The organism is Streptomyces sp. NPDC093598 (assembly GCF_044764825.1).
Lineage (GTDB): Bacteria > Actinomycetota > Actinomycetes > Streptomycetales > Streptomycetaceae > Streptomyces.
The window spans coordinates 194,394-216,568 of the sequence record NZ_JBIWIV010000013.1 but is presented as its reverse complement, the minus strand read 5'-3'; the positions used below and the strand labels follow the sequence as shown (position 1 = coordinate 216,568).

20 protein-coding genes and 1 pseudogene are annotated in these 22,175 nt (G+C 72.6%); 12 read left to right on the top strand and 9 right to left on the bottom strand.

Annotated features, from left to right (window positions below):
- Positions 1-368 precede the first annotated feature (368 nt).
- The 4 genes and pseudogenes from ACIRDU_RS30110 (at position 369) to ACIRDU_RS30095 (ending at position 2,578) form a co-directional block, all read left to right on the top strand.
- On the top strand, positions 369-1,430 hold the full coding sequence (locus ACIRDU_RS30110) for an N-acetylmuramoyl-L-alanine amidase (RefSeq protein ID WP_403585164.1): 1,062 nt from the start codon (positions 369-371) through the stop codon (positions 1,428-1,430).
- A 12-nt stretch (positions 1,431-1,442) separates the two neighbouring features.
- Positions 1,443-1,950 (top strand): annotated as a pseudogene (locus ACIRDU_RS30105) (hypothetical protein); the annotation flags it as partial.
- A 55-nt stretch (positions 1,951-2,005) separates the two neighbouring features.
- The gene (locus ACIRDU_RS30100; RefSeq protein ID WP_184850918.1) at positions 2,006-2,236 is read left to right on the top strand and encodes a DUF2945 domain-containing protein; all 231 of its coding nucleotides are present in this window, start codon (positions 2,006-2,008) and stop codon (positions 2,234-2,236) included.
- 6 nt (positions 2,237-2,242) lie between these two features.
- Positions 2,243-2,578 carry a DUF3140 domain-containing protein gene (locus ACIRDU_RS30095; protein WP_403585161.1) on the top strand — a complete coding sequence of 112 codons (336 nt, stop codon included), beginning with the start codon at positions 2,243-2,245 and terminating at the stop codon, positions 2,576-2,578.
- 54 nt (positions 2,579-2,632) lie between these two features.
- On the opposite strand, the gene ACIRDU_RS30090 is transcribed toward ACIRDU_RS30095, so the two are convergent.
- The 5 genes from ACIRDU_RS30090 to ACIRDU_RS30070 form a co-directional block, all read right to left on the bottom strand.
- Positions 2,633-2,803, bottom strand: a complete 171-nt coding sequence (locus tag ACIRDU_RS30090; protein ID WP_403585158.1) for a hypothetical protein — start codon at positions 2,801-2,803, stop codon at positions 2,633-2,635.
- Positions 2,804-3,014: 211 nt separating this feature from the next.
- Positions 3,015-3,245: a hypothetical protein gene (locus ACIRDU_RS30085; RefSeq protein ID WP_403585155.1), complete on the bottom strand. Its 231-nt coding sequence runs from the start codon at positions 3,243-3,245 to the stop codon at positions 3,015-3,017.
- A gap of 388 nt (positions 3,246-3,633) precedes the next feature.
- Positions 3,634-4,656, bottom strand: coding sequence for a CNNM domain-containing protein (locus ACIRDU_RS30080; protein ID WP_403585153.1), 1,023 nt, complete (start codon positions 4,654-4,656; stop codon positions 3,634-3,636).
- Entirely contained in the window at positions 4,653-5,996 is a 1,344-nt protein-coding gene (locus tag ACIRDU_RS30075; protein ID WP_403585150.1) for a hemolysin family protein, read from the bottom strand. The genes ACIRDU_RS30080 and ACIRDU_RS30075 overlap by 4 nt, the downstream gene beginning before the upstream one ends.
- Before the next feature lie 188 nt (positions 5,997-6,184).
- Positions 6,185-6,688, bottom strand: a complete 504-nt coding sequence (locus ACIRDU_RS30070; protein WP_403585147.1) for a MarR family winged helix-turn-helix transcriptional regulator — start codon at positions 6,686-6,688, stop codon at positions 6,185-6,187.
- Between the two features lie 115 nt (positions 6,689-6,803).
- On the opposite strand from ACIRDU_RS30070, the gene ACIRDU_RS30065 reads away from it, so the two are divergent.
- Positions 6,804-7,319: a YceI family protein gene (locus ACIRDU_RS30065; protein ID WP_403585144.1), complete on the top strand. Its 516-nt coding sequence runs from the start codon at positions 6,804-6,806 to the stop codon at positions 7,317-7,319.
- Positions 7,320-7,327: 8 nt separating this feature from the next.
- Here ACIRDU_RS30065 and ACIRDU_RS30060 read toward each other — a convergent pair whose 3' ends face one another.
- Together ACIRDU_RS30060 and ACIRDU_RS30055 are read right to left on the bottom strand one after the other, a co-directional pair.
- On the bottom strand, positions 7,328-9,010 hold the full coding sequence (locus ACIRDU_RS30060) for a hypothetical protein (protein WP_403585197.1): 1,683 nt from the start codon (positions 9,008-9,010) through the stop codon (positions 7,328-7,330).
- A 148-nt stretch (positions 9,011-9,158) separates the two neighbouring features.
- Positions 9,159-13,178 (bottom strand): molybdopterin-dependent oxidoreductase, encoded by a 4,020-nt coding sequence (locus tag ACIRDU_RS30055; RefSeq protein WP_403585141.1) that lies wholly within the window; start codon positions 13,176-13,178, stop codon positions 9,159-9,161.
- Between the two features lie 193 nt (positions 13,179-13,371).
- On the opposite strand from ACIRDU_RS30055, the gene ACIRDU_RS30050 reads away from it, so the two are divergent.
- The 4 genes from ACIRDU_RS30050 to ACIRDU_RS30035 all read left to right on the top strand — a co-directional run bounded on the left by ACIRDU_RS30050 (position 13,372) and on the right by ACIRDU_RS30035 (position 15,971).
- Entirely contained in the window at positions 13,372-13,767 is a 396-nt protein-coding gene (locus ACIRDU_RS30050) for a cell division protein SepF (protein ID WP_403585139.1), read from the top strand.
- A gap of 72 nt (positions 13,768-13,839) precedes the next feature.
- The gene (locus ACIRDU_RS30045; protein WP_403585136.1) at positions 13,840-14,985 is read left to right on the top strand and encodes an AAA family ATPase; all 1,146 of its coding nucleotides are present in this window, start codon (positions 13,840-13,842) and stop codon (positions 14,983-14,985) included.
- On the top strand, positions 14,978-15,301 hold the full coding sequence (locus tag ACIRDU_RS30040; RefSeq protein ID WP_403585133.1) for a nucleotide pyrophosphohydrolase: 324 nt from the start codon (positions 14,978-14,980) through the stop codon (positions 15,299-15,301). Before ACIRDU_RS30045 ends, ACIRDU_RS30040 begins: the two co-directional genes overlap by 8 nt.
- Positions 15,302-15,500: 199 nt before the next feature.
- On the top strand, positions 15,501-15,971 hold the full coding sequence (locus tag ACIRDU_RS30035; protein ID WP_403585130.1) for a DUF6099 family protein: 471 nt from the start codon (positions 15,501-15,503) through the stop codon (positions 15,969-15,971).
- Positions 15,972-15,980: 9 nt separating this feature from the next.
- Here the strand turns inward: ACIRDU_RS30035 and ACIRDU_RS30030 are convergent, their stop codons facing one another.
- Both ACIRDU_RS30030 and ACIRDU_RS30025 read right to left on the bottom strand, forming a co-directional pair.
- Positions 15,981-16,514 carry a hypothetical protein gene (locus ACIRDU_RS30030; protein WP_403585127.1) on the bottom strand — a complete coding sequence of 178 codons (534 nt, stop codon included), beginning with the start codon at positions 16,512-16,514 and terminating at the stop codon, positions 15,981-15,983.
- A gap of 151 nt (positions 16,515-16,665) precedes the next feature.
- Positions 16,666-16,833: a hypothetical protein gene (locus ACIRDU_RS30025; RefSeq protein ID WP_403585124.1), complete on the bottom strand. Its 168-nt coding sequence runs from the start codon at positions 16,831-16,833 to the stop codon at positions 16,666-16,668.
- 241 nt (positions 16,834-17,074) lie between these two features.
- On the opposite strand from ACIRDU_RS30025, the gene ACIRDU_RS30020 reads away from it, so the two are divergent.
- The 3 genes from ACIRDU_RS30020 (at position 17,075) to ACIRDU_RS30010 (ending at position 22,155) form a co-directional block, all read left to right on the top strand.
- Complete coding sequence (locus tag ACIRDU_RS30020) at positions 17,075-17,998, top strand: LLM class F420-dependent oxidoreductase (protein WP_403585121.1); 924 nt, start codon at positions 17,075-17,077, stop codon at positions 17,996-17,998.
- A 156-nt stretch (positions 17,999-18,154) separates the two neighbouring features.
- Positions 18,155-19,618, top strand: a complete 1,464-nt coding sequence (locus ACIRDU_RS30015; protein ID WP_403585119.1) for a 3' terminal RNA ribose 2'-O-methyltransferase Hen1 — start codon at positions 18,155-18,157, stop codon at positions 19,616-19,618.
- Positions 19,615-22,155 (top strand): polynucleotide kinase-phosphatase, encoded by a 2,541-nt coding sequence (locus ACIRDU_RS30010; RefSeq protein ID WP_403585116.1) that lies wholly within the window; start codon positions 19,615-19,617, stop codon positions 22,153-22,155. The genes ACIRDU_RS30015 and ACIRDU_RS30010 overlap by 4 nt, the downstream gene beginning before the upstream one ends.
- The last annotated feature ends 20 nt before the right edge of the window (positions 22,156-22,175 follow it).

Sequence of the window (22,175 nt, the reverse complement as noted above, 5' to 3'; positions counted from 1 at the left end):
AGCCAGGATCCGGCTCCCGCGGATCTCCTCCTGGGCCGCCGAGCAGCCGCTGATGTGCGAGTGGTGGGAGTGCACCGGTGCGCCGGCACACCTCAGCCGCTGTGACCCGGCGTGCATATGTGCGAGTCCGTCGGCTACGACGCGCTGCGGACCGGCTGCCACCTGGGAGTCGCCCCGCCCGCCCCGGACCGGCAGGCGTCGTAATCGCGCCGATTTCGCGGACGTGCCGTACGGCGAGGTGAGCGACGGGGCGGGCGGCGGGAGAATGATGAGTGCCTGGCAGCAGGCTCCGAGAACCGACACGCTCCCCAGAGGTGATCGGACCGTCTTCAGACCGGCACCAACGCGCCGGAACGGAGGACTGACTCATGGCCACCCCGCTCACCGCCACCCGGCTCGTCGCCGCGTTGCAGGCCGAGGGCTGCGCCGTTCACGAGGTCAGCGGATGGCGCACCAACAACCGCAATCACAAGGGCCCTTGGGGACCCGTGCACGGCGTGATGATCCACCACACCGTCACCGGGCCCGGCACGGACGTCGTCAGCCTGATCTACCACGGCCACAGCACCCTGCCCGGTCCGCTCGCCGCCGGATGCATCACCAAGGACGGTGTCGTCCACCTCACCGGAAACGGCCGGGCCAACCACGCCGGCGGCGGTGACGGCGACGTGCTCAACGCCGTCATCGGCGAGTCGTACGGCACGTATCCGCCCCCGACGCACGAGCACGACGGCTCGGCCGGCGCGGTCGACGGCAACGCCCGGTTCTACGGCTGGGAGTGCGAGAACAAGGGCGACGGCAAGGACCCGTGGCCGCCCGCCCAGTACCTCGCGATGGTCAAGGCCACCACCGCGGTCTGCCGCGCGCACGGCTGGGGCGCCAAGAGCGCCATCGGCCATCTGGAATGGAGCGACTGGAAGGTCGACCCGCGCGGTTTCGACATGGCCGGCTTCCGCCGTGACGTCGCCGACGCCCTGGCCCTCCCGGCGGGCCGGTGGGAAGGAGAGGACCCCATGCCCCAGTACGTCAACCTCGGTGCCGCCGCGGGGTATCAACTCGCGCCCGGTGCCTGGGACTCGGTCGAGTTCACCGAGGAGTGGACCGACGAGACCGGCGACCACGCCCGCGGCGGAAGCGTCTTCGCCCGTGGCCCGGCCCGCTTCAGCGGAACCCTCAGCCTCCACCTCGACGGTCTGCCGGCGGGCGCGGTCGTCCAGGCGCGCATGTCGGAGTACCAGGGCGACCAGCTCCATGTCGACCACCCGATCCACGAGATCGCCGGGACGGGCGGCGGCACCTTCGTGGTCCTGCCCCTGACGAAGCGTCTCGCGTCGGGCCGGAGCATGCGGGTGCGGCTGCTGAACCAGGCCGCCGTCCCGGTCACCGTCGCGAGCGCCGTGCTGACCGTGCTGGTGTGGAACGAGAGTTGAGGACGGGAGGTCACCTCGGCGCCGGCAGGCCGGGATGACCTCGACCTGCAGCGCACCCTGCAGTTCCTGCCGTACTTCGTGCTCGGCCTGCTGCTGCGGCCGGAGCACTTCCGGCTGGTGCGACGGCGCGGGGTACGGGCCCTCGCCCTGCCGGTGGCCGTCCGCGACCTGGGGGTGGCGTACCGGGCGGTCCCACGGATGGACTACGCCTGGTTCTTCCACACCGACAGCGCCCGGGAACTGAGCGTCCCCCTCTGGTACGGGCCCGTGATGACCCTGGCGACCTTCGGCTGCTCCCTCGTCCTGGCCGGCTGCTTCCTCGCGGGGCTGGTACGAGCCGGCCTGGGTGCGCGGACCCGCCGGCGTGATCGCCGCCACCCCGGTCGCGGCCGTGGTCGTCACCGCGCTGTGCACGCCGTCCGTACGGCGCGTCGTCCGCTGTGTGACGGAACCCGGGATGGCGTGGGCCTTCGACGACGCTGCCGGCACCCGGTCCGGTGCCCGTCGAGCTGCGCCCTGACCGCCGAGCCCGCACGCTGGGAAGACAGCACAGTTCTCCGTGAGGGAGCACCGGCATGGCGAAGGGCCGCAGTGAGGGCGGGAAGCCGAAGAAGGGCGACAAGGTCACCTGGAGCAGCCACGGCAGTCGGACCGAGGGCGAGGTGGAGAAGGAGATCACCGAGCGGACCGAGGCATCCGGCCGCACGGTCGACGCCTCGCCGGACGACCCGCAGTACGAGGTGCGCAGCGACAAGTCCGGCAGGACCGCGGTGCACAAACCGTCCGCGCTCAAGAAGAAGAAGTGAGGCGGCGTGGACACCGAGGAACGCGAGGAGACCTGGAACGACTTCCGGGAGCTGGTGAACATGACACCGGCCGGTCTGGAGAAGTGGCTGGCGTCCGACGACTCGCAGAACGCCGGGCAGCACCAGGACGGGGGCGAGTCCACGGGGCACGCCTCCGGCCGGCGGATCGTGGCGATCCTGCGGGCCGACAAGGGTGACCTCACGGACGACGACTACCGGCACATGCGCAAGGTCGTCGGCTACGTCCGCCGCCACCTGGCCCAGCGGCCCTCCGGGGACGTACGGGACACGCGGTGGCGGCACTCCCTGATGAACTGGGGCCACGACCCGCTCGGCGGGTGACGGCCCGGGCCCGGGGAGCGTCTCCTCGGGGGGAGGCCCGACGGCCTCCGGGGATCAGTGCGCGCCGGTCTCCTGCGGGGCCGGGGCGACCCCGTTCAGCGCCTGGGTCATCTGGTGCTGCGTCTCCTCGGCCACCACACGGGCCTCCTCGACGACGTCACCCCGTTCGCGGATGAGGCTCTCGTAGATCGGCAGTTCTTCAGTTCGGGTCGAGTCGGATATCACAGCGTTTTCCTATCGCTTTGCAGCCGGGATCTGAAGGGTCCGAGTAAGTCTGCGTCACGGCCTCCCACCGCGTTACCCACCCCCGGGGTGTCCAGATTTCCATCACGTGCTTCGCAAATCCCTCACGTTTGCGATCCAGGGCCCGCACCCGCTGCCACGCACACGGAAGGGCCCCGGGAATCGCTTCCCGGGGCCCTTCGCGCGGATGGCGTCAGAGCGACGTCGTGTGGACGCCCGCGCTCGCGCCGGCGGCCGCGCCCTCCGGCGAGAGAACCGCCTGCACGGTGGCGCAGGCCTCGCCGGTCAGGGGTCCGACCAGGCCGGCGGAGAGGCCGCCCACGAGGCCCGCGGAGACACCGACGCCGCCCGCGTTGCCGCCGGCGACGGTGTCCAGGTCGGCGTCGGAGAGCTCGGCGGTGTCGACCCGAGAGGTGAGGTTCATGGGGGTGTTTCCCTTCACGTGAATGTCTCGCAGGGGCGGTGAGCGTGGGGGAAGCCGGAATCCGGGGACCGGGGTCCCGCTCCGGCCGCTTCCGCCGTGGGCAGGATCAAAGCACTCCCCGGAGAGGAGAGCCAACCGCCCACCGGCGAGGCGCGGCCCCCTCCCGCACGCGTCTTCACCGCTGTGACCGGGGGGTCACCGGATTCGCCCACTCCTTCACACAGCCCGTCGCCCGGACGGGCGCGTGAGTGTTGCGCCCCGATTCCCGAAGCGGGCACTTCGCCGCCAAGTTCCCATGCCGGGGTACGGACTGGCCGGCGGGCCGGGCCCCCCGCCGCCTCCCGGCGCGCGGTGTGCAGATGTGCTGGATGTTCGGGCCCCGTTCCCCTCAGGCCGCGGCGGCCGGCTGCATCAGACGGGCCAGCAGGTCGTCCAGGGTGACCAGGCCGGTGAGCCGGCCGGAGCCGTCGCGCACCACGGCCAGGGACGACCGGCGGCGGCGCAGCACCTCGATCGTCTCGGCGACCGTGGCGGTCTCGGTGAGCTCGGGCACCGGCCGGGCGAGGTCCCGCGCGGTCGTGGCCCGCCCCCGGGCCCGCGCCACCAGGGCGTCCCGGGCGTGCACCGAGCCGAGGACGGTGCCGTTCTCCCGGACCAGCAGCCGGGTGCGGTCGTGCTCGGCGGCGAAGCGCAGCAGCGCCTCGACGTCCGCGCCGCCCTCGACCCAGGTGATCTCGTCGGCCGGGATGCGCAGCGCGGCGACCGGTGTCTCCGGCTCGGTCAGCGAACGGGTCAGCAGCTCCGAGTCGGTGGCGCTGATCAGGCCCAGTCGCTGCGACTCCTCCACCAGGTGCGTCAGCTGCTCCCGGTTGTGCACCGAGGCCAGCTCGTCGCGCGGGGCCACCCGGCACAGCCGTACCAGGGCGTTGCTCACCCGGTTGAGCAGCCGGATCAGCGGCCGCACGACCCGCACGACCGCCCGGAAGGGCGGCGACAGCAGCATCGCCGAACGCTCGGGGTGGGCGATCGCCCAGGACTTGGGCGCCATCTCGCCGACCACCATGTGCAGGAACACCACCACGACCATCGCCACGGCGAAGGCGACCCCGTAGCTCACGGCGCTGGGCAGGCCCAGCGTGTGCAGCAGCGGGTCCAGTTCGTGCGAGATCGCCGGCTTGGACACCGATCCCAGACCCAGCGTGCACACGGTGATGCCCAGCTGGGCACCGGCCAGCATCAGCGACAGCTCGCGCATCCCGGCCAGGGCCGCCGCGGCGCCGCGCCGCCCCTCGGCCGCCGCCTTCTCCATGCGGTGCCGTCTGGCGGCGACGAGCGCGAACTCGGCCGCCACGAAGAAGCCGCTGCCGATCAGCAGCAGCACGGTCACGAAGACCGCCATCGGGAAACTCACGCCATCTCCTCGGCTTCGACGGCCTCCACGAGCGGGCTGATCCGGACCCGGTCGGCCACGTGCCGGTCCAGTGTGCGGACGTCGATCACGGCCCGGCCGCCCCCGGGCAGCTCGACCGTGACCCGGTCGCCGACCGTCGGGAAGCGGCCGAGCCGGTCCACGACCAGGCCGGCCACGGTGTCGTAGTCGTCGTCCTCCGGCAGCCGGACACCGGTCGCCTCGGCCACCTCGTCCACCCGGCGGCCGGCGTCCACCAGCCAGCCGTCGCCGTCCGCGACGGCGAGCAGGGTGACCTGGTCGGACTCGTCGGCGATATCGCCGACCAACTCCTCGGCGATGTCCTCGTAGGTGACGATGCCCGCCACGCCGCCGTGCTCGTCGAGGACGACCGCGAACTCGTCGTCCTGCTCCCGCATCCGCGCTACCGCGTCGGGCAGCGCGAGCGTGTCCGGCAGCAGCAGCGGCCGCCGGGCCACCTCACCGGCCCGCGCGCCGGCCAGTCGGTCGGCGGGCAGCGCCATCAGCTCGCGCACGCCCAGCACGCCCACGATGTCGTCCGGGTGGTCGCCGAGCACCGGGTAGTTGGAGTGGCCGTGCCGGGCGATCAGGCCGACCGCCTCCTCGGCACCGGCGTCCTTGCGGACGAACACGGCGTCGGCGCGCGGCACCATCACCTCGTCGAGGGCGCGCTCGGAGAACTCCAGCGCGTGGTCCAGCAGCGCGGCGGTGTCCTCGGGCAGCTCGCCCTGCTCGTGGGACTCGCCGATGAGGTGACCCAGCTCCTCCAGCGTGGCGCCGTGGTGCAGCTCCTCGACGGGCTCGATCCCGGCCTTGCGCAGCAGCCGGTCGGCCGCGCTGTCGAAGATCCGTACGACAGGGCCGACGACCTTCAGATACGCCAGCGTGGACGGGGCCAGCGCCTTCGCCAGCCGCTCGGGCACGGCGATGGCGAGGTTCTTCGGGGCGAGTTCGCCCAGGACCATCTGCACGATCGTGGCCAGCGCGAAGGCGAGCACGACGGCGATGCCGCCGACGGCCGCCTCGGGCAGGCCGAGCCCCGACAGGGCGGGCGTGAGCAGCGCGGACACCGACGGCTCGGCGATGAAGCCGACGACCAGCCCGGTGACGGTGATGCCGAGCTGCGCGCCGGACAGCATGAACGACAGCCGCTCCAGCACCTTGAGGGCACGGGCCGCTCCGCGGTCCCCGGCCTCGGCCTCACGGGCGAGGGTGAGCCGGTCGGCGGAGACGTAGGCGAACTCCTGGGCGACGAAGTAGCCGGTGCCGGCGGTCAGCACCAACACGGCGAGCAGGCCCAGCAGGGCCTCGGCGGCACTCATCCGACACCACCCCGCCGTATGCCGCGATCACTGGTGCCGTGGCGGGATGGTCGGGGACTGTGCCCCGGAGGGTCCGTCGGTCTGGCGGACAAGAACGTGCTCCTCAGATGTCGTGTGTCTCCGGTACAACGCGCGTCACCGCGCCGGTGTTCCCGGATTCTACGACCGTGTAGATGAAGCCGACCGGCTCATTCCGGGCCGGGCTCCTCCGCGAGATCCGGCACCAGCCCCCGCATCGCCGCGCACTGGTCCGGCCCCATGAAGCGGGCCAGGGACTCGGTGACCGTCGCGGCGAGCGGGGCGGAGGCCTCCTTCAGCAACTGCCGCGCCTTGTCCGTGAGGGCGACCTCGATGCCCCGCTTGTCGCCGCAGACCGACCTGCGGGTGACGAGGCCTGCGTGCTGGAGACAGGCGATCTGGTAGGTGAGGCGGGTCTTCGGGCGGCCCAGGAGCTCCGCGACACGGGTCATGCGCAGACCGCCCTCGGGCTGCTCCGCGAGCAGGCACAGGACCAGGAACTCGTCGTGCGAGACGTCCAGCTTCTCCTTCACGACCGCCCGCAGCCGCTGCTCCACCGCTCCCGTCGCGGCGAGCAGCAGCATCCAGGCGCGCAACTCCGCGGGCAGCAGCCCGCCATCGGCGAGGGACGGGCATTCGGGCAGGTCGGCGAAGTGCTCCTCGGGGTCGGCCATGGAGTCGAGTCTACCTGTCGTCCAAATTTGGAGCAGATGGTTGTTCAATTTTGGATAAGCCGCTAGCGTGCTCCCCAGTCATCCAAATTTGAACGACAAAGCAGGGAGACCGCTCATGACCGTCGCCGTGGAAACCGGACAGTGGCAGCTCGACGCGACCGCCTCGACCGTCGGCATCCGGCACAGGACCATGTGGGGCCTGGTGACCGTGAAGGGCACGTTCGGTGCCGTCAGCGGCACGGGCGAGGTCCGGCCCGACGGGTCCGCCGTCGGCACCCTGACCTTCGACGTCGCCTCCCTGGACACCGGGCACGCCAAGCGCGACACCCACCTCAGGTCCGAGCACTTCTTCGACGCCGACCACCACCCCGAGATCACCTTCGCGGCCCGCAGTGCCGAGCTCCGCGACGGGGACCGGGTGCACGTGGTCGGCCAGTTGACCGTGCGCGGCATCAGCAGGCCGTTGTCCCTGGACGCGCGCGTGACGGACCGGGGCGCCGCGGGCCTCACCCTGGACACCGAGTTCACCGTGGACCGCGAGCAGTTCGGCATGGGCTGGAACCAGCTGGGCATGATCCGCGGCCGGACCACGGTCACCGCCACCCTCCGCTTCACCCGGGCCACGGCCTGACGTCCGCGTCAGCCCGCCCCGCCCCGCACGGCTTCCTGCACATCCGTGCTCGACAGGGTCTGCGGCGACGCGGTGAACGCGCGCAGACGGATCCGGACACCCGGCCGGGGCAGGTGGAAGCGGCCCCCGGGGGCCCGGAGCTCGTAACGGGCGGTGCCGTGCGCGGGCAGGGTGCGCGGGCCCCGGACGACCCGCCAGTAGGGGTCCATGCCCTGGCCCGTGGTCAGGGTGAAGTGCGGGGTGAGGGCCGTGTCGCCGGTGTTGCCGACCTGGACGGTGAGGCGGGAGACGGTCGCCGCGGTGGGGTGCCGGGCCGCCGTGACCCGCATGCGCAGCGGCGGTGTGCCCGTCGCCGCCACGGCCGCGCAAGCCAGGGCGGGCGTGAGCAGCAGGGCCGTCGCGGCGATCCGGACCGGGCGGCGGTACGGCCCGGACAGCAGTCGGGGGCGTGGCTGCCAGGCCCCGGCGAACGCCGACGCCGGAGCGGTCACCGCCGCCGCCAGCCACAGCGGTGTCATCAGCAGGTAGTAGCCGTCCTGCGACCGGGTCGCCAGATAGAAGGCGCACCAGGGCAGCACGGTCGCGGCCGGGCCCAGCCACCGTACGAACAGCACCAGCAGCGCGAGCAGTCCGGCGAGGAGCAGCAGGCTCGCGTGGGAGTACCAGTCGATCCGGTCACTGCCGTCCGTCAGATACAGCGAGATGCCCACCACGCCCTGGCCGTGCAGCACCGCCCCCTGCGTCAGCGGCAGGGCGATCCCCGTCAGCCAGCGCCCCGGCTCGCTCACGACGAAGTACGCGTTGATCAGCAGCCACACCCCGGCCGCGGCCCCGGCGAACCGCAGCACCACCAGCGCCGCCGCCCGCCCGCCCAGCTCGCCGCGCCGCACCGCGTAGATCCCCGCCAGCAGGAACGGCGCCAGGAACCAGGGGAGTTGCTGTGCCGCGCACGCCGCACCCAGACACCCGGCCCGCGCCAGACCCGCCGCCCCGAGCCGCCCGCCCGCACCGGTCCTGGTCCAGCGCACCACCACCGGCACCAGCAGCGCCAGCGCCACGATCGCCGGGTAGCCGAGCCGCCCGTACGACGGCAGCATCCCGAAGCCCAGGCACACCAGGGTCGCCGCCGACCGCCACGGGGCCGGCAGCATCCGCCACAGCGCGACCGTCCCGGCGATCAGCGCGCCCGTGCTCACCGCCGTCGCCGGAGTGCCGCCGTGGCCCAGCCCCAGCAGGGGCACCGTCAGCAGCGGCGCCAGGGGCGGATAGCCGTAGGTCAGGTCGTAGCCGCCGGTCACCGTGGGGGTGAGGGCCACGCCGTGGCCGAAGAGCCAGGGCCACGGCTGCCCGTACACCGGGTGCCCCGCGGCCAGTTCGCGCGCCGCCTGGGTGGTGAGGAGGGCCTCGTCGGAGCCGTTGTGGAGCATGATCCAGGCGCACAGGGTGAGCGTCACGCCCGTCACCAGCACGCACAGGTCCACCCGGGCCAGTGACCGGGCCCGCCGGACGACCAGGGCCAGCACGCCGCACACCAGGATCGAGGCGTAGCACAGCGAGATCACCGCGGCCACGGCCGGACGATGACCGGCCGCCGACGTCCACACCGCACGCGTTCCGATCAGCAGACCGATGTCGGCGAGCAGGGTCAGGACGCGGTGCCACTGGGCCGGGGGAGGCGGCGGCGCCGACACCGCCGACTGCGTGCGCGGGCCGGGCACCACCAGCGTCGTTTCTGCCGAGTACACGCCGAAGGACGCTAATCCCCGCCGGTGAGCGCGACCCGGACGGAGGTGAAGATTCCGGTGTGATCCGGGTAAGCGGCCACCGCGGGCCCCTCGGTCAGTACACGTCCCGCACGTACCGCTTGTCCGCCGCGAGCTGCTTCACGTACGCGGCCGCCTCCGCCTCGCCCATCCCGCCGTGCGCCATCGCGATGTCCCGCAGCGCCCGGTCCACGTCCTTCGCCATCCGGGAGGCGTCGCCGCAGACGTAGAAGCGGGCCCCGTCGCGCAGCCAGTGCCACAGCTCCGGCCCGTGCTCGCGCATCCGGTCCTGCACGTACACCTTGTTGCGCTGGTCCCGGGAGAAGGCGGTGTCCAGCCGGGTGAGGGTGCCCTCGTCGCGCAGTGCCGTCAGTTCGTCCTCGTAGTAGAAGTCCGTCGCCCGGTGCTGCTCCCCGAAGAACAGCCAGTTGGGGGCCCGGTGGCCCAGTGCCCGCCGCTCCTCGAGGAAGCCGACGAAAGGCGCCACGCCGGTGCCCGGGCCGACCATGATCATGGGCGTCGAGGCGTCGGCCGGGGGCCTGAAGTGCGGCGAGCGCTGCACGAACACCGGTACCTCCGTGTCCGGTCCGGCGTCCGCGAGGAACGGCGAGCAGACTCCGCCGCGCGCCCGGCCGTGCAGGTTCTCGTACCGCACCACGGACACCGTCAGCGCCACCCGACGGGGATCGGCCAGCGGGCTGGACGATATGGAGTACAGCCGCGGCTGGAGTTTGCGCAGCACCCCGGCCCACTCCTCGGCGCTCGCCCGCACCGCGTACTCGGCGAGCACGTCCACGGCCTGCCGGCCCCAGCTCCACTGCGCCAGCCCGTCCTTGTTGTCGGGCCGCAGCAACCTGCGCAACTCGTGCTTGTCCCGAGTGCGTTCGGCCACGAAGCGCAGCAGGTCGGGGGTGATCCGGGTGATGTCGAGATGCCGGTGCAGCGCCTCCCCGAACGGCACCTCCCCGACACCGTCGACCGCCACGGCCGACCCGGCGTCCACCCCGGTCACCGCCAGCCACTCCTCCACGAGGGCGGGCGCGTTGACCGGCCGCACCCCGAGCGCGTCCCCGGCCTCGTACGCCAGGTCCGTCCCGCTCGTGTCGAAGGTGAACCGCCGGACCTCCTTGCCCGCACCGGCCCGGCTGAGCAGCCGGTTGCCGACGAGGCGGGCGGTGGTGACGGGCTTGGCCCTGGTCGCGGGCCCGGCGGCAGGGGCGGCAACCGTGCCGCCCAGTGCCGAGAGCACCTGGTCGAGCCACTCCCCGGCGGACGGCTCGAAGTCCGGCTCGCAGTCCGTACGCGGCGCCAGCCGCACCCCGCCCAGCTCGTCGAGGCGCGCGTCCAGCCGCCGCCCGTGCCCGCAGAAGTCGTCGTACGAGGAGTCGCCGAAGGCCAGCACCGCGTACCGCACCCCGTCCAGCCGCGGGGCCCGCTCGCCGCAGAGCGCGTCCCAGAAGCCGGAGCCGTTGTCGGGCGCGTCGCCGTCCCCGAAGGTGCTGGTGATGAACAGCAGGTCCGCCGTGCGGGCGAGCGTCCCGACGTCGGCGTCGTCCATGCCGACCAGGGTCGTCCGGTGGCCGGTCGAGGTCAGCCGCTCGGCGGTGGCGGTGGCGAACTCCTCCGCGTTCCCGGTCTGCGAGGCCCACAGCACGACGACCTCCCGTCCGGGCCGGTCCTGCGACGCGGCCGCCCCGGCCCGTGAGTACATGCCGGCCAGGACCCCGTTCACCCACAGCGCGTGCTCGGGCGAGAAGGGCGCGTCGGGCGGCAGCACCGGCACCCCGGGGGCGCCCGAGCCGAGCCCGGCCAGGAAGCCGGTGAGGTACCGGCGCTCCTGGGCGGACAGCACCGGGGGAGGGGAGGGTTCGAGGCCGAAGGGGTTCGCGGTGCCCGGGGTGACGGTCGTGGGCGTCAGAGCCGGAGCCTCCGGTGCGGGCGCCGCCACCTTCGCCAGCGACACCGCGCACACCTTGAACTCCGGCTGGAACGACAGCGGGTCCACCGCGTCGCTCGTCACCGCGTTGATGCTCAGGTACTCCCCGAACAGGTCGTTCCAGTGGAACGGCGCGAAACAGCACCCCGGCCGCACCCGGTCCGTCACCACCGCCGGCAGCACGGCCCGCCCGCGCCGCGAGGCCACCTCCACCAGGTCACCGTCGGCGACCCCGAGCGCCGAGGCGTCCTGGGGATGGAGCTCCACGAACGGCCCGGGATTCAGCTTGGTGAGCTTGGCGACCTTCCCCGTCTTGGTGAGCGTGTGCCACTGGTGCTGCACCCGCCCGGTGTTCAGCACGAACGGATAGTCGTCGTCCGGCAGCTCGGCGGCGGGCAGATGCGGCCGCGCGAAGAAGACCGCCCGCCCCGAAGCCGTCGGAAAGCGCAGCCCCTCTTCCCCCACGTACCGGATCGGATTGCGCTCCGGGCCGTCCTCCCGCGCGGCCGGCCACTGCACGGGCGTCCGGCGCAGCCGCTCGTACGTCACCCCGCTCAGATCCCATCCCGTCCCCGGGTTCCGGAACCGCCGGATCTCCTCGAAGACCTGCTCTGCGCTGTCGTACGAGAACCCCTTCTCGTACCCCATCGCGCGGGCCACCTCCGCGATGATCCGCCAGTCGGCCATCGCCTCCCCGGGCGGGTCCGCGGCGGCCTGGGTCAGGGTGAGGTTGCGCTCGCTGTTGACGAAGACACCCTCCGCCTCGGTCCACATCGCGCCGGGCAGGACGACATCGGCGTACGCGTTCGTCTCGGTGTCCGTGAACACGTCCTGCGTGACGACGAACTCGGCGGCCTCCAGGCCCTCGATGACCGTACGGCGGTTGGCGACCGAGGCGACCGGGTTGGTGCAGATGATCCAGCAGGCCTTGATCTCCCCGTCGGCCATCCGCCGGAACATCTCGACGGTGCCCTGCCCTGCCCCGTCGGCCCGCAGCGTGCCCGGCGGCAGCTCCCACACCTCCTCGGTGAAGGCCCGCTCCTCCGCGACGAGTACCGACCGCTGCCCCGGCAGCCCGGGCCCCATGTAGCCCATCTCGCGCCCGCCCATGGCGTTGGGCTGCCCGGTCAGGGAGAACGGCCCGGCGCCCGGACGGCAGATCGCTCCCGTCGCCAGGTGCAGGTTGACCAGGGCGTTGGTGTTCCAGGTGCCGTGGGTGGACTGGTTCAGGCCCATGGTCCAGCAGCTCATCCACCGCTTGCCCGCCGCGCCGATGATCCGGGCCGCCTCCCGGAGGTCGTCCTCGGCGATCCCGGTGATCTCGGCGACGGCCGCCGGGTGGTAGTCGGCGAGGAACCCGGGCAGCGCCTCCCAGCCCTCGGTGTGGGCCGCGACGAACTCCGCGTCGGTGTGCCCGTTCTCGTGCAGCAGGTGCAGCAGGCCGTTCAGCAACGCGAGATCGGTCCCCGGCCTGACCTGGAGGAACAGATCGGCCTTGGCGGCGGTCGCGGTCCGCCGGGGATCGACGACGATCAGCTCGGCTCCCGCCTTGACCCGCTCCATCATCCGCAGGAAGAGAATCGGATGGCAGTCGGCCATGTTCGACCCGATGACGAGGAAGGCGTCCGCCCGGTCGAAGTCCTCGTACGACCCGGGCGGCCCGTCCGCGCCCAGCGACAGCTTGTAGCCGGTGCCCGCGCTCGCCATGCACAGCCGCGAGTTCGACTCGATCTGGTTCGTCCCCACGAACCCCTTGGCCAGCTTGTTCACCAGGTACTGCGCCTCCAGGCCCAGCTGCCCGGAGACGTAGAAGGCGACCGCGTCCGGCCCGTGCTCGTCGACGATCGACCGCAGCCGCGCCGCCGTCCCGGCGATCGCGCCGGCCACGGGCGCCGGGACCGCCTCCTCGCCCCGGTCGTCCCGCACCAGCGCGGTGGTCAGCCGCCCGGGCGCCGCGAGCAGGTCGGCCGTGGTCGCGCCCTTGGTGCACAACCGCCCCGCGTTCGCCGGGTGCGCCTTGTCACCGGACGCCTTCAGCACCGTGCGCCGCCCGTCCGGGCCCGTCCCCACATCGAGCACGAGGCCACAGCCGACACCGCAGTACGAGCAGACGGTGCGCACCTGCCGTGTGTCCGGCGGGCTTCCGGGGGTCGTGGTCATGCCCCGACGGTACGAATCGCCCGTTACGCCTCTGTCACACGGCTTGATCATCGGGAGTTACGCCCGTCACACAGCCGCCTTCTGGCCGTTGTGAGGTGCAATGAGGTCGCGGAGCGTGTCGCTGTTGGGCCGAACGGGTGACTCTGCGCAAGAATTGCCCGATGCAGACAGCGAGCGCGACCCAGGACGGAGCATGCCGGTGAACAGCCACGATGTCACCGACGAACAGTGGGAGGGGCTCGCCCAGGTCGTGCCGCTGCGGGGCCGGGACGCCTGGCCGTCCGCCGTCGGCCACCGGTCCATACCCGAGGCCGAGACGCAGACCCGCCGCCGTTTCGTCGTCCTGCGCGTGAACGTCTTCGCCGACGCCCGAGACGTCGCCGAGCGGCTGATGGCGGGCGTCCCCGTCCTTCTCGACCTCACGGGAGCGGAGACGGAGGTCGCCAAGCGGGTCCTCGACTTCAGCACGGGCGTCGTCTTCGGCCTGGCGAGCGGGATGCACCGGGTGGACCGCAACGTGTTCCTGCTGACGCCGGCGGGGACCGAGGTGACGGGGCTGATGGAGGGGGCGGGGCTTCCCGGGGGGTGACCGTAGCTCGATCGTAGGAAGCCTCCGGAGACGGAACGGTTCGTCCTGGCGGCGGAGCCCTACCGTCCGGACATGACCCTCCCCGCCCTCCCCGCCTCCCCCGGCCGTCCGCGTATCACCGAACTGCGTCTGGCCGCCTTCACCACGCACCGCCGCGCCGCGTTCCCGCTCGGGCCCCTCACCCTCCTCACCGGTCCCAGCGGCTCCGGCAAGACCAGCGCCCTGCGGGCGTACGAGGCTCTCGCCCGGCTCGGGGCCGGCGCCGAGCTCGGCGAGACGTTCCCCGACCCCGTCGCCTGCGTTCCGGAACGGGCCCGGCCCGACGCGCAGCGCCGCCGCGGCTTCCGCATCGGCTGCACGGCCGACGGCCCCGCCGGGCCGGTCCGGCTCGACGTGGCCGTGCAGGCCGAGCCCGAACTGCGCGTCGTGGGCGAGCGGTTGACGGCCGACGGGCTGGTCCTGCTGGAGACCGCCCTGCGCGACCCGGGCAAGCGCGCCGTGCAGGCCGCTTGGCACACGGCCGGGCCGACACCGGTGACCCGCGGCCCGCTCCCGGACGACCGGCTCGGCACCGCCCTGCTGCCGCTGCGCGTGGCGGGCAAGACACCCGGGCAGCGCAGGGTGCTGGCCGCCGCCGAGCAGATGGTCGTCGCCCTGCGCTCCGCCTTCGCCTGCGACCCCGAACCCGCCCGCATGCGCGGACCCGTGGCGTCCGGCTCCGGCCGCCTGATGGGTGGCTGCGGCAACCTCGCGGACGTGCTGTGGCGCACCCGCGCCGAGTGCGGGCGGCGGCACGCGCAGTTCGTGGCGGCGGTGCGAGCCGGCTGCGCCGGGCCGGTGGCCGATGTGCTCGCCCGGGCGGAGGAGGCCACGGGAACGATCCGCGCGGCGCTCGACCGGGGCGACGGCGTCCGTACGGACCTGCGACGGCTCGGCGACGGCGAACTGCGCTACGTGGCGCTGGCGTTGGTTCTGCTCACCGGACCGGGCGTGCTGGAGGTCGACCCGGTCGGCGAGGTGCCCGCCGCACTCCAGACGCTCACCGTCCTCGCCGACGGCTTCGACCGGGGCCTGGACGGACAGCAGCGGCCGGAACTGCTGCGGCTGGCGGCCCGGATGTGCGAGCGGGGGCACATCCGGCTCGTCGGCACGGTCAGCGACGCCTCGTGGGCCGCCGGGACGGAAGGGGTCACGGTGGTACACCTGAACCGTGACTGATCCCCTGGACGTGGCGGCACTGCAACGCCGGCTGGCCGAGTTCGCCGCCGCGCGGAACTGGCAGGCGTACCACACCCCCAAGAACCTGGCCGCCGCCCTCAGCGTCGAGGCGTCCGAACTGGTCGAGATCTTCCAGTGGCTGACGCCGGAGGAATCGGCCCGGGTCATGGCCGACCCGGACACCGCGCACCGCGTCACCGACGAGGTCGCCGACGTGCTCGCGTACCTGCTCCAGCTGTGCGAGGTGCTCGGCATCGACCCGCTGGCCGCGCTGGACGCGAAGATCGACCGCAACGAACGGAGGTTCCCGATCTAGCGGCACCCCCCCAACCCCCTGGAGCGGCACAGTCCGCTTGTACGCTGCGTAACCAAAACGCGGCCCGATTCCGAATTGTTGTCCGCAGATTTCCGTCTTCCTCTGGCTTTTCGTCTCACACCCCTTCACTCTGGGTAGTGAACAAGGGAGTTCAGGCAGACGGACGCGCACAGCGCGTCGGACAAGACGGGGGCAGCGCATGGACGCGGTGCGGCTCATCGTGACGAGCAGGCGGTCCCTGGCGGCGGGCGGCGACGCGCGGGAGACCCTGGCCGAGGTGTGGCAGGCGCAGGCCCTCGCGCAGGCCATAGGCAGCCGTCTCGCGGTCGCCGGACCGCCTGAACTACGCGGTGAGGCACTGGGGTTGACGGAGCTGGCGGGCCGGGGCTGCGGCGTCCTCGACCCGCCGGAACTGGCTCCCGGTGAGCTGCGGGCGGGCCAGCTCACCGAGCTGGGCGAGGCCCGCCACACCCTGATGTACCTCGGCGACCTCCTCGGTGAGGTCGGCATCGCCCTCGTCGCCCTGGCCAGCGCCGCCGACGACGAAGGCACGTACTGGCAGTGCATGGAGGCCATCGACGCGGCGGACGAGTCCCGCGACCGCGTCCTGGAAATGCTCCGCAGACTCGCCGACCGGGAACAGACGCTGCCGGAGAGGGAGGCGGGCTAGGAAGCTCGGTCACGACCGCCCGAAGGCCTTGCGCTCCAGTGTGTTGAGCCGTTCCAGCGCTGTCTCCACCCGCTCGATGCCCACCCGGGCGGAGTCCACCTGGCGTTCCCGGGCCTCGTCGTGTTTCCGGCGGCGGCGCAGTTCCCGGGGCGTTTGGGGCTCGTCCCCATAGGTCATCATGATGCGGCTCGGCGGTGCGCCGGCGGCGGCGTCGGCCCATGCCTGGGCCACCAGGGTCATGGCTTCCACAAGTTGCGGGTCGTCTCGACGGCGGGAGAGGTCCTTGAGCCGCTGACCCGCGTCTCGCCGTTCCTCCGCCAGGTACCAGGTCACCTCGAACCCGCGCTGATCGATGATCTCTCTGAACAGACCTCGGGCTGTGGTCAGTGCCAGGCGCACGGCCTCGTCATCCGGGCCGAGGGCGACCTTGTGACGCCGGGTCCAGGCCTTGTGGGCCCACGTGCCGACCGTCGCGAGGAACGCGAGCCAGCCAGGCAGGAACTTGGGCCAGTCGTCCCACCAGGACGAGGCAGCGAGAGTCATGCCCAGATTGTGCCGGTTTGCAGGGATGAAGGCGGAATGAACGTGCAGCCGGTCAGGTGACGGCTGTGAATCGCTGGCGAGCCGACGTGCAGCGCCAGCGATTCCCGGCAGGCCCACGGGCCGTTTCGCCGCCTGCCGTACACGTCAGCGGCTACTCCGGCCCGCGCTGATCCACCTTGGGTTCCAGGGGCGCGAACCCCGTTTCCGTCTGCAGATCGGACAGATCCGCGTTCAACGCCGCCATCAGCTCCTCCATCTGCTGCAACAGCCCTTTCGGCTGCCCGGCCCCGCCCTGCTGCGGCACGGTCTCTTCGGACATGAACGGCCTCCTCGGCCCCTGGCCCCCGGGGAGGCCGACGCGGGTGACGCCCCGGCGGTCCACCCCCCGGTGCGGAAGCCGGGGGCTCCGGCTCCGCCCGAGCCAACGATCACCGCCAGGGCCGGTCACTGGCCGGGTCAGGCGTGAACAGCGGTATGGACGTAATTTCACCCGACCGGGGACCGGCCGGTCCGGGGGAGGCGACCTCCTGATCGCACACCCCGGCGTGCAGGATGGACGCATGGATCTCCGCATCTTCACCGAGCCCCAGCAGGGGGCCACCTACGACACTCTGCTCACCGTCGCCAAGGCCACCGAGGACCTCGGATTCGACGCCTTCTTCCGCTCCGACCACTACCTCCGCATGGGCAACGTGGACGGTCTGCCCGGCCCCACCGACGCCTGGATCACCCTGGCCGGACTCGCCCGTGAGACCAAGCGCATCCGGCTCGGCACCCTGATGACCGCCGGCACCTTCCGGCTGCCCGGTGTCCTCGCCATCCAGGTCGCCCAGGTCGACCAGATGTCCGGCGGCCGCGTCGAGCTCGGCCTCGGCGCCGGCTGGTTCGAGGAGGAGCACAAGGCCTACGGCATCCCCTTCCCCAAGGAGAAGTTCGCCCGCCTCGAGGAGCAGCTGGAGATCGTCACCGGCCTGTGGGCGACGGACCCCGGCAAGACCTACGACTTCCACGGCACCTATTACGACCTCGTGGACTCGCCCGCCCTGCCCAAGCCCGCGCAGCGGAAGATCCCCGTGCTCGTCGGCGGCCACGGCCCGTCCCGTACCCCGCGGCTGGCCGCCAGGTACGCCGACGAGTTCAACATGCCGTTCGCCTCCGTCGAGGACAGCGAGCGCCAGTTCGGCCGAGTGCGCGCCGCCGCCGAGGAGGCGGGCCGCGGTGGCGACGAGCTGACGTACTCCAACGCCCTCGTCGTCTGCGTCGGCCGGGACGAGGCGGAGGTCGCCCGCCGGGCCGCCGCGATCGGCCGCGAGGTGGACGAGCTGAAGCTCAACGGCCTGGCCGGCTCCCCGGCCGAGGTCGTCGACAAGATCGGCCGCTACGCCGAGATCGGCTCTCGCCGCATCTACCTCCAGGTTCTCGACCTGGACGACCTCGACCACCTGGAGCTGATCTCCGCACAGGTGCAGTCGCAGCTGTCGTAGAGGGCCCGCCGAACCGCCCTCGATAAACGAAGGCGCTGGTGGGCACAGGTGTGCGAAGCTGTGGGCGTCGTCCTGCCGAGCCCCCAGGATCACCATCCTGGGGGCTCTCGCGCGTACGGCCCCGAGAACATCCACCCAGCCGGAGAGGCCCTCCGCATGTTCCTGACCATCACTACCACCGGCACCCCAGAGCGCCCCGCCACCGACCTCGGCTACCTGCTGCACAAGCATCCCGACAAGGCGCAGGCGTTCTCCACCTCCTACGGCACGGCCCACGTCCTCTACCCCGAGGCGGAAGCCCAGCGCTGCACCGCGGCGCTGCTGCTGGAGGTCGACGCGGTGGCACTGGTCAGGCGCGGCAAGGGCAAGGGCCGCGGCGGCGCCCCGGACGCGGCACTCGCGCAGTACGTCAACGACCGCCCCTACGCGGCCTCCTCCCTGCTCGCCGTGGCGCTGAGCAGCGTCTTCTCCAGCGCGATGAAGGGCGTCTGCAACGCCCGGCCGGAACTCCCCGGCCAGGCCAGGCCGCTGCGCGTCGAGGTGCCCGCGCTGCCCGCCCGCGGCGGCCCCGACCTCGTACGCAAGCTCTTCGAGCCGCTCGGCTGGACGGTCGCCGTCGAACCCGTGGCGCTGGACACCGAGTTCCCCGAGTGGGGCGACTCGCGGTACGTGAGCCTCGTCCTGGAATCGGACGTGCTCACCCTCGCCGAGGCCCTGCGCCACCTCTACGTCCTGCTCCCCGTCCTCGACGACGCCAAGCACTACTGGGTCGCCCCCGACGAGGTCGACAAGCTGCTGCGCGTCGGTGAGGGCTGGCTGCCCTGCCACCCGGAGCAGCGGCTGATCACCAGCCGCTACCTCTCGCGCCGCTGGTCGCTGACCCGGCAGGCCACCGAGCGCCTGGAGCTGGTGCGGCTCGCCGAGGCCGACGACAGCGAGGTCGAGGAGATCGACAACGCCGTCGAGGCGGAGACCGAGGCCGAGGAGAAGCCGACCCCGCTGGCCGTGCAGCGCCGCGAGGCGATCGTCACGGCGCTCCGGCAGTCCAAGGCCGCCCGGGTCCTCGACCTCGGCTGCGGGCAGGGCCAGTTGGTGCAGACCCTGCTCAAGGACCCGGCGTTCACCGAGATCGTGGGCGTCGACGTGTCGATGCGCGCGCTCATCATCGCCTCCCGGCGCCTCAAGCTGGACCGCATGGGCGAGCGGCAGGCCTCCCGCGTCCAGCTCTTCCAGGGCTCCCTCGCGTACACCGACGTCCGGCTCAAGGGCTACGACGCCGCCGTGCTCAGCGAGGTCATCGAGCACCTCGACCTGCCCCGGCTGCCCGCCCTGGAGTACGCGGTGTTCGGCTCGGCGCGTCCGAGGACGGTCCTCGTGACCACCCCGAACGTCGAGTACAACGTGCGCTGGGAGTCCCTCCCGGCCGGTCACGTCCGGCACGGCGACCACCGCTTCGAGTGGACCCGCGCGCAGTTCCGCGCCTGGGCCGAGGCGGTGGCCGAACGGCACGGCTACGGCGTCGCGTTCGAACCCGTGGGCCCCGACGACCCGGAGGTGGGGCCGCCCACCCAGATGGCCGTGTTCACCCTGACCACGCCGAAGGAGGCGAAGGCGGCATGACCGACACACAGCAGGGGCGCGTGCTGCCCGTCACCGACCTGTCCCTGGTGGTGCTGGTCGGGGCCACCGGCTCCGGCAAGTCCACCTTCGCCCGCAGGCACTTCAAGCCCACCGAGGTCATCTCGTCCGACTTCTGCCGCGGCCTCGTCTCGGACGACGAGAACGACCAGAGCGCCACCAAGGACGCCTTCGACGTCCTGCACTACATCGCGGGCAAGCGCCTCGCCGCCGGCCGCCGCACCGTCGTGGACGCGACCAGCGTGCAGCCCGACGCGCGCCGCCAGCTCATCGACCTGGCCAAGCAGTACGACGTGCTGCCCATCGCGATCGTGCTCGACGTTCCCGAGGAGGTGTGCGCCGAACGCAACGCGGCCCGCACCGACCGCGCCGACATGCCCCGCCGGGTCATCCACCGCCACACCCGCGAACTGCGCCGCTCCCTCAGGCACCTGGAGCGCGAGGGCTTCCGCAAGGTGCACATCCTGCGCGGCGTCGACGAGGTCGAGCACGCCACGATCGTCACCGAGAAGCGCTTCAACGACCTGACCCACCTCACCGGCCCGTTCGACATCATCGGCGACATCCACGGCTGCGCCGCCGAACTCGAGGCGCTGCTGGCCAAGCTGGGCTACGTCGACGGGGGCCACCCGGAGGGCCGCACGGCCGTCTTCGTCGGCGACCTGGTCGACCGCGGCCCGGACAGCCCCGGCGTGCTGCGCCGCGTGATGGCGATGGTGAAGTCCGGCAACGCCCTGTGCGTGCCCGGCAACCACGAGAACAAGTACGGCCGCTACCTGCGCGGCCGCAAGGTCCAGCACACCCACGGCCTCGCCGAGACCATCGAGCAGATGGCGGGCGAGAGCGAGGAGTTCCTCGCCGAGGTACGGGAGTTCCTCGACGGCCTCGTCAGCCACTACGTCCTCGACGGCGGCCGGCTGGTCGTCTGCCACGCCGGTCTGCCCGAGAAGTACCACGGCCGCACCTCCGGCCGCGTCCGCAGCCACGCCCTGTACGGCGACACGACCGGGGAGACCGACGAGTTCGGCCTGCCCGTGCGCTACCCGTGGGCGGAGGACTACCGGGGCCGGGCCGCCGTCGTCTACGGCCACACTCCGGTGCCCGAGGCGACCTGGCTCAACAACACCATCTGCCTGGACACCGGCGCGGTCTTCGGCGGCAAGCTCACCGCGCTGCGCTGGCCGGAGCGCGAGCTGGCCGACGTCCCGGCGGAGCGGGTCTGGTACGAGCCGGCGAAGCCGCTGCGCAGCGAGGCGCCCGGCGGGCAGGACGGCCGTCCGCTGGACCTGGCGGACGTGCGGGGCCGCAGGGTCGTGGAGACCCGGCACCAGGGCCGCGTCTCGATCCGCGAGGAGAACGCGGCGGCGGCCCTGGAGGTCATGAGCCGCTTCGCGGTGGACCCGCGGCTGCTGCCGTACCTCCCGCCGACCATGGCGCCGACGGCGACGAGTCACGTCGAGGGCTACCTGGAGCACCCGGCGGAGGCGTTCGCCCAGTACAAGGACGACGGTGTCGCGCGTGTCGTGTGCGAGGAGAAGCACATGGGCTCGCGGGCGGTGGCCCTGGTGTGCCGCGACGCCGAGGCGGCCCGCAAGCGCTTCGGCGTGGACGGCCCGACCGGGTCGCTCTACACCCGCACCGGCCGCCCCTTCCTCGACGACGAGGCGCTCACCGAGGAGATCCTCGGCCGGCTGCGCACGGCGATCGACGAGGCGGGACTGTGGGACGAGCTGGAGACGGACTGGCTGCTGCTGGACGCCGAGCTGATGCCCTGGTCGCTGAAGGCGTCCGGGCTGCTGCGGTCGCAGTACGCCGCCGTGGGCGCCGCGTCCGGCGCGGTGCTCCCGCAGGCGCTGGTCGCGCTGCGGGGCGCGGCGGCGCGGGGCGTCGACGTGGCGGGCCTTCTGTCCCGCACCGGTGAACGAGCCGCTGACGCGGCCGCGTTCACCGAGGCGTACCGCCGCTACTGCTGGACCACGGACGGCCTGGACGGCGTGCGCCTGGCACCGTTCCAGATCCTCGCGGTGCAGGGGCGCAGCCTCGCCGGCCTGCCGCACGACGAGCAGCTCGCCCTGCTCGACCGGCTCGTCGAGCACGACGGCAGCGGCCTGCTCCAGACCACCCGGCGGCTCTACGTCGACACCGCCGACCCGGAGTCGGTACGGGCCGGTGTCGACTGGTGGCTGGAGATGACCGGCCGCGGCGGCGAGGGCATGGTCGTCAAGCCGGTCGGCGCGGTCGTCCGTGACGGCCAGGGCCGCCTGGTGCAGCCCGGCATCAAGTGCCGCGGCCGCGAGTACCTGCGGATCATCTACGGCCCGGAGTACACGCGCCCGGAGAACCTCGCCCGCCTGCGCTCCAGGTTCCTCAACCACAAGCGGTCCCTGGCGATCCGCGAGTACGCCCTGGGCCTGGAGGCCCTGGACCGGCTGGCCGAGGGCGAGCCGCTGTGGCGGGTGCACGAAGCGGTGTTCGGGGTGCTGGCGCTGGAGTCGGAGCCCGTCGACCCGAGGCTGTGAACCTGAGGGCACACGATTCC

Coding starts and splice junctions, on each gene's coding strand:
- ACIRDU_RS30030 (WP_403585127.1), bottom strand. CDS start 16,514: ATGACTCTCGCTGCCTCGTCCTGGTGGGACGACTGGCCCAAGTTCCTG.
- ACIRDU_RS30100 (WP_184850918.1), top strand. CDS start 2,006: ATGGCGAAGGGCCGCAGTGAGGGCGGGAAGCCGAAGAAGGGCGACAAG.
- ACIRDU_RS30025 (WP_403585124.1), bottom strand. CDS start 16,833: ATGTCCGAAGAGACCGTGCCGCAGCAGGGCGGGGCCGGGCAGCCGAAA.
- ACIRDU_RS30110 (WP_403585164.1), top strand. CDS start 369: ATGGCCACCCCGCTCACCGCCACCCGGCTCGTCGCCGCGTTGCAGGCC.
- ACIRDU_RS30055 (WP_403585141.1), bottom strand. CDS start 13,178: ATGACCACGACCCCCGGAAGCCCGCCGGACACACGGCAGGTGCGCACC.
- ACIRDU_RS30015 (WP_403585119.1), top strand. CDS start 18,155: ATGTTCCTGACCATCACTACCACCGGCACCCCAGAGCGCCCCGCCACC.
- ACIRDU_RS30010 (WP_403585116.1), top strand. CDS start 19,615: ATGACCGACACACAGCAGGGGCGCGTGCTGCCCGTCACCGACCTGTCC.
- ACIRDU_RS30020 (WP_403585121.1), top strand. CDS start 17,075: ATGGATCTCCGCATCTTCACCGAGCCCCAGCAGGGGGCCACCTACGAC.
- ACIRDU_RS30075 (WP_403585150.1), bottom strand. CDS start 5,996: ATGAGTGCCGCCGAGGCCCTGCTGGGCCTGCTCGCCGTGTTGGTGCTG.
- ACIRDU_RS30050 (WP_403585139.1), top strand. CDS start 13,372: ATGCCGGTGAACAGCCACGATGTCACCGACGAACAGTGGGAGGGGCTC.
- ACIRDU_RS30070 (WP_403585147.1), bottom strand. CDS start 6,688: ATGGCCGACCCCGAGGAGCACTTCGCCGACCTGCCCGAATGCCCGTCC.
- ACIRDU_RS30045 (WP_403585136.1), top strand. CDS start 13,840: ATGACCCTCCCCGCCCTCCCCGCCTCCCCCGGCCGTCCGCGTATCACC.
- ACIRDU_RS30065 (WP_403585144.1), top strand. CDS start 6,804: ATGACCGTCGCCGTGGAAACCGGACAGTGGCAGCTCGACGCGACCGCC.
- ACIRDU_RS30085 (WP_403585155.1), bottom strand. CDS start 3,245: ATGAACCTCACCTCTCGGGTCGACACCGCCGAGCTCTCCGACGCCGAC.
- ACIRDU_RS30035 (WP_403585130.1), top strand. CDS start 15,501: ATGGACGCGGTGCGGCTCATCGTGACGAGCAGGCGGTCCCTGGCGGCG.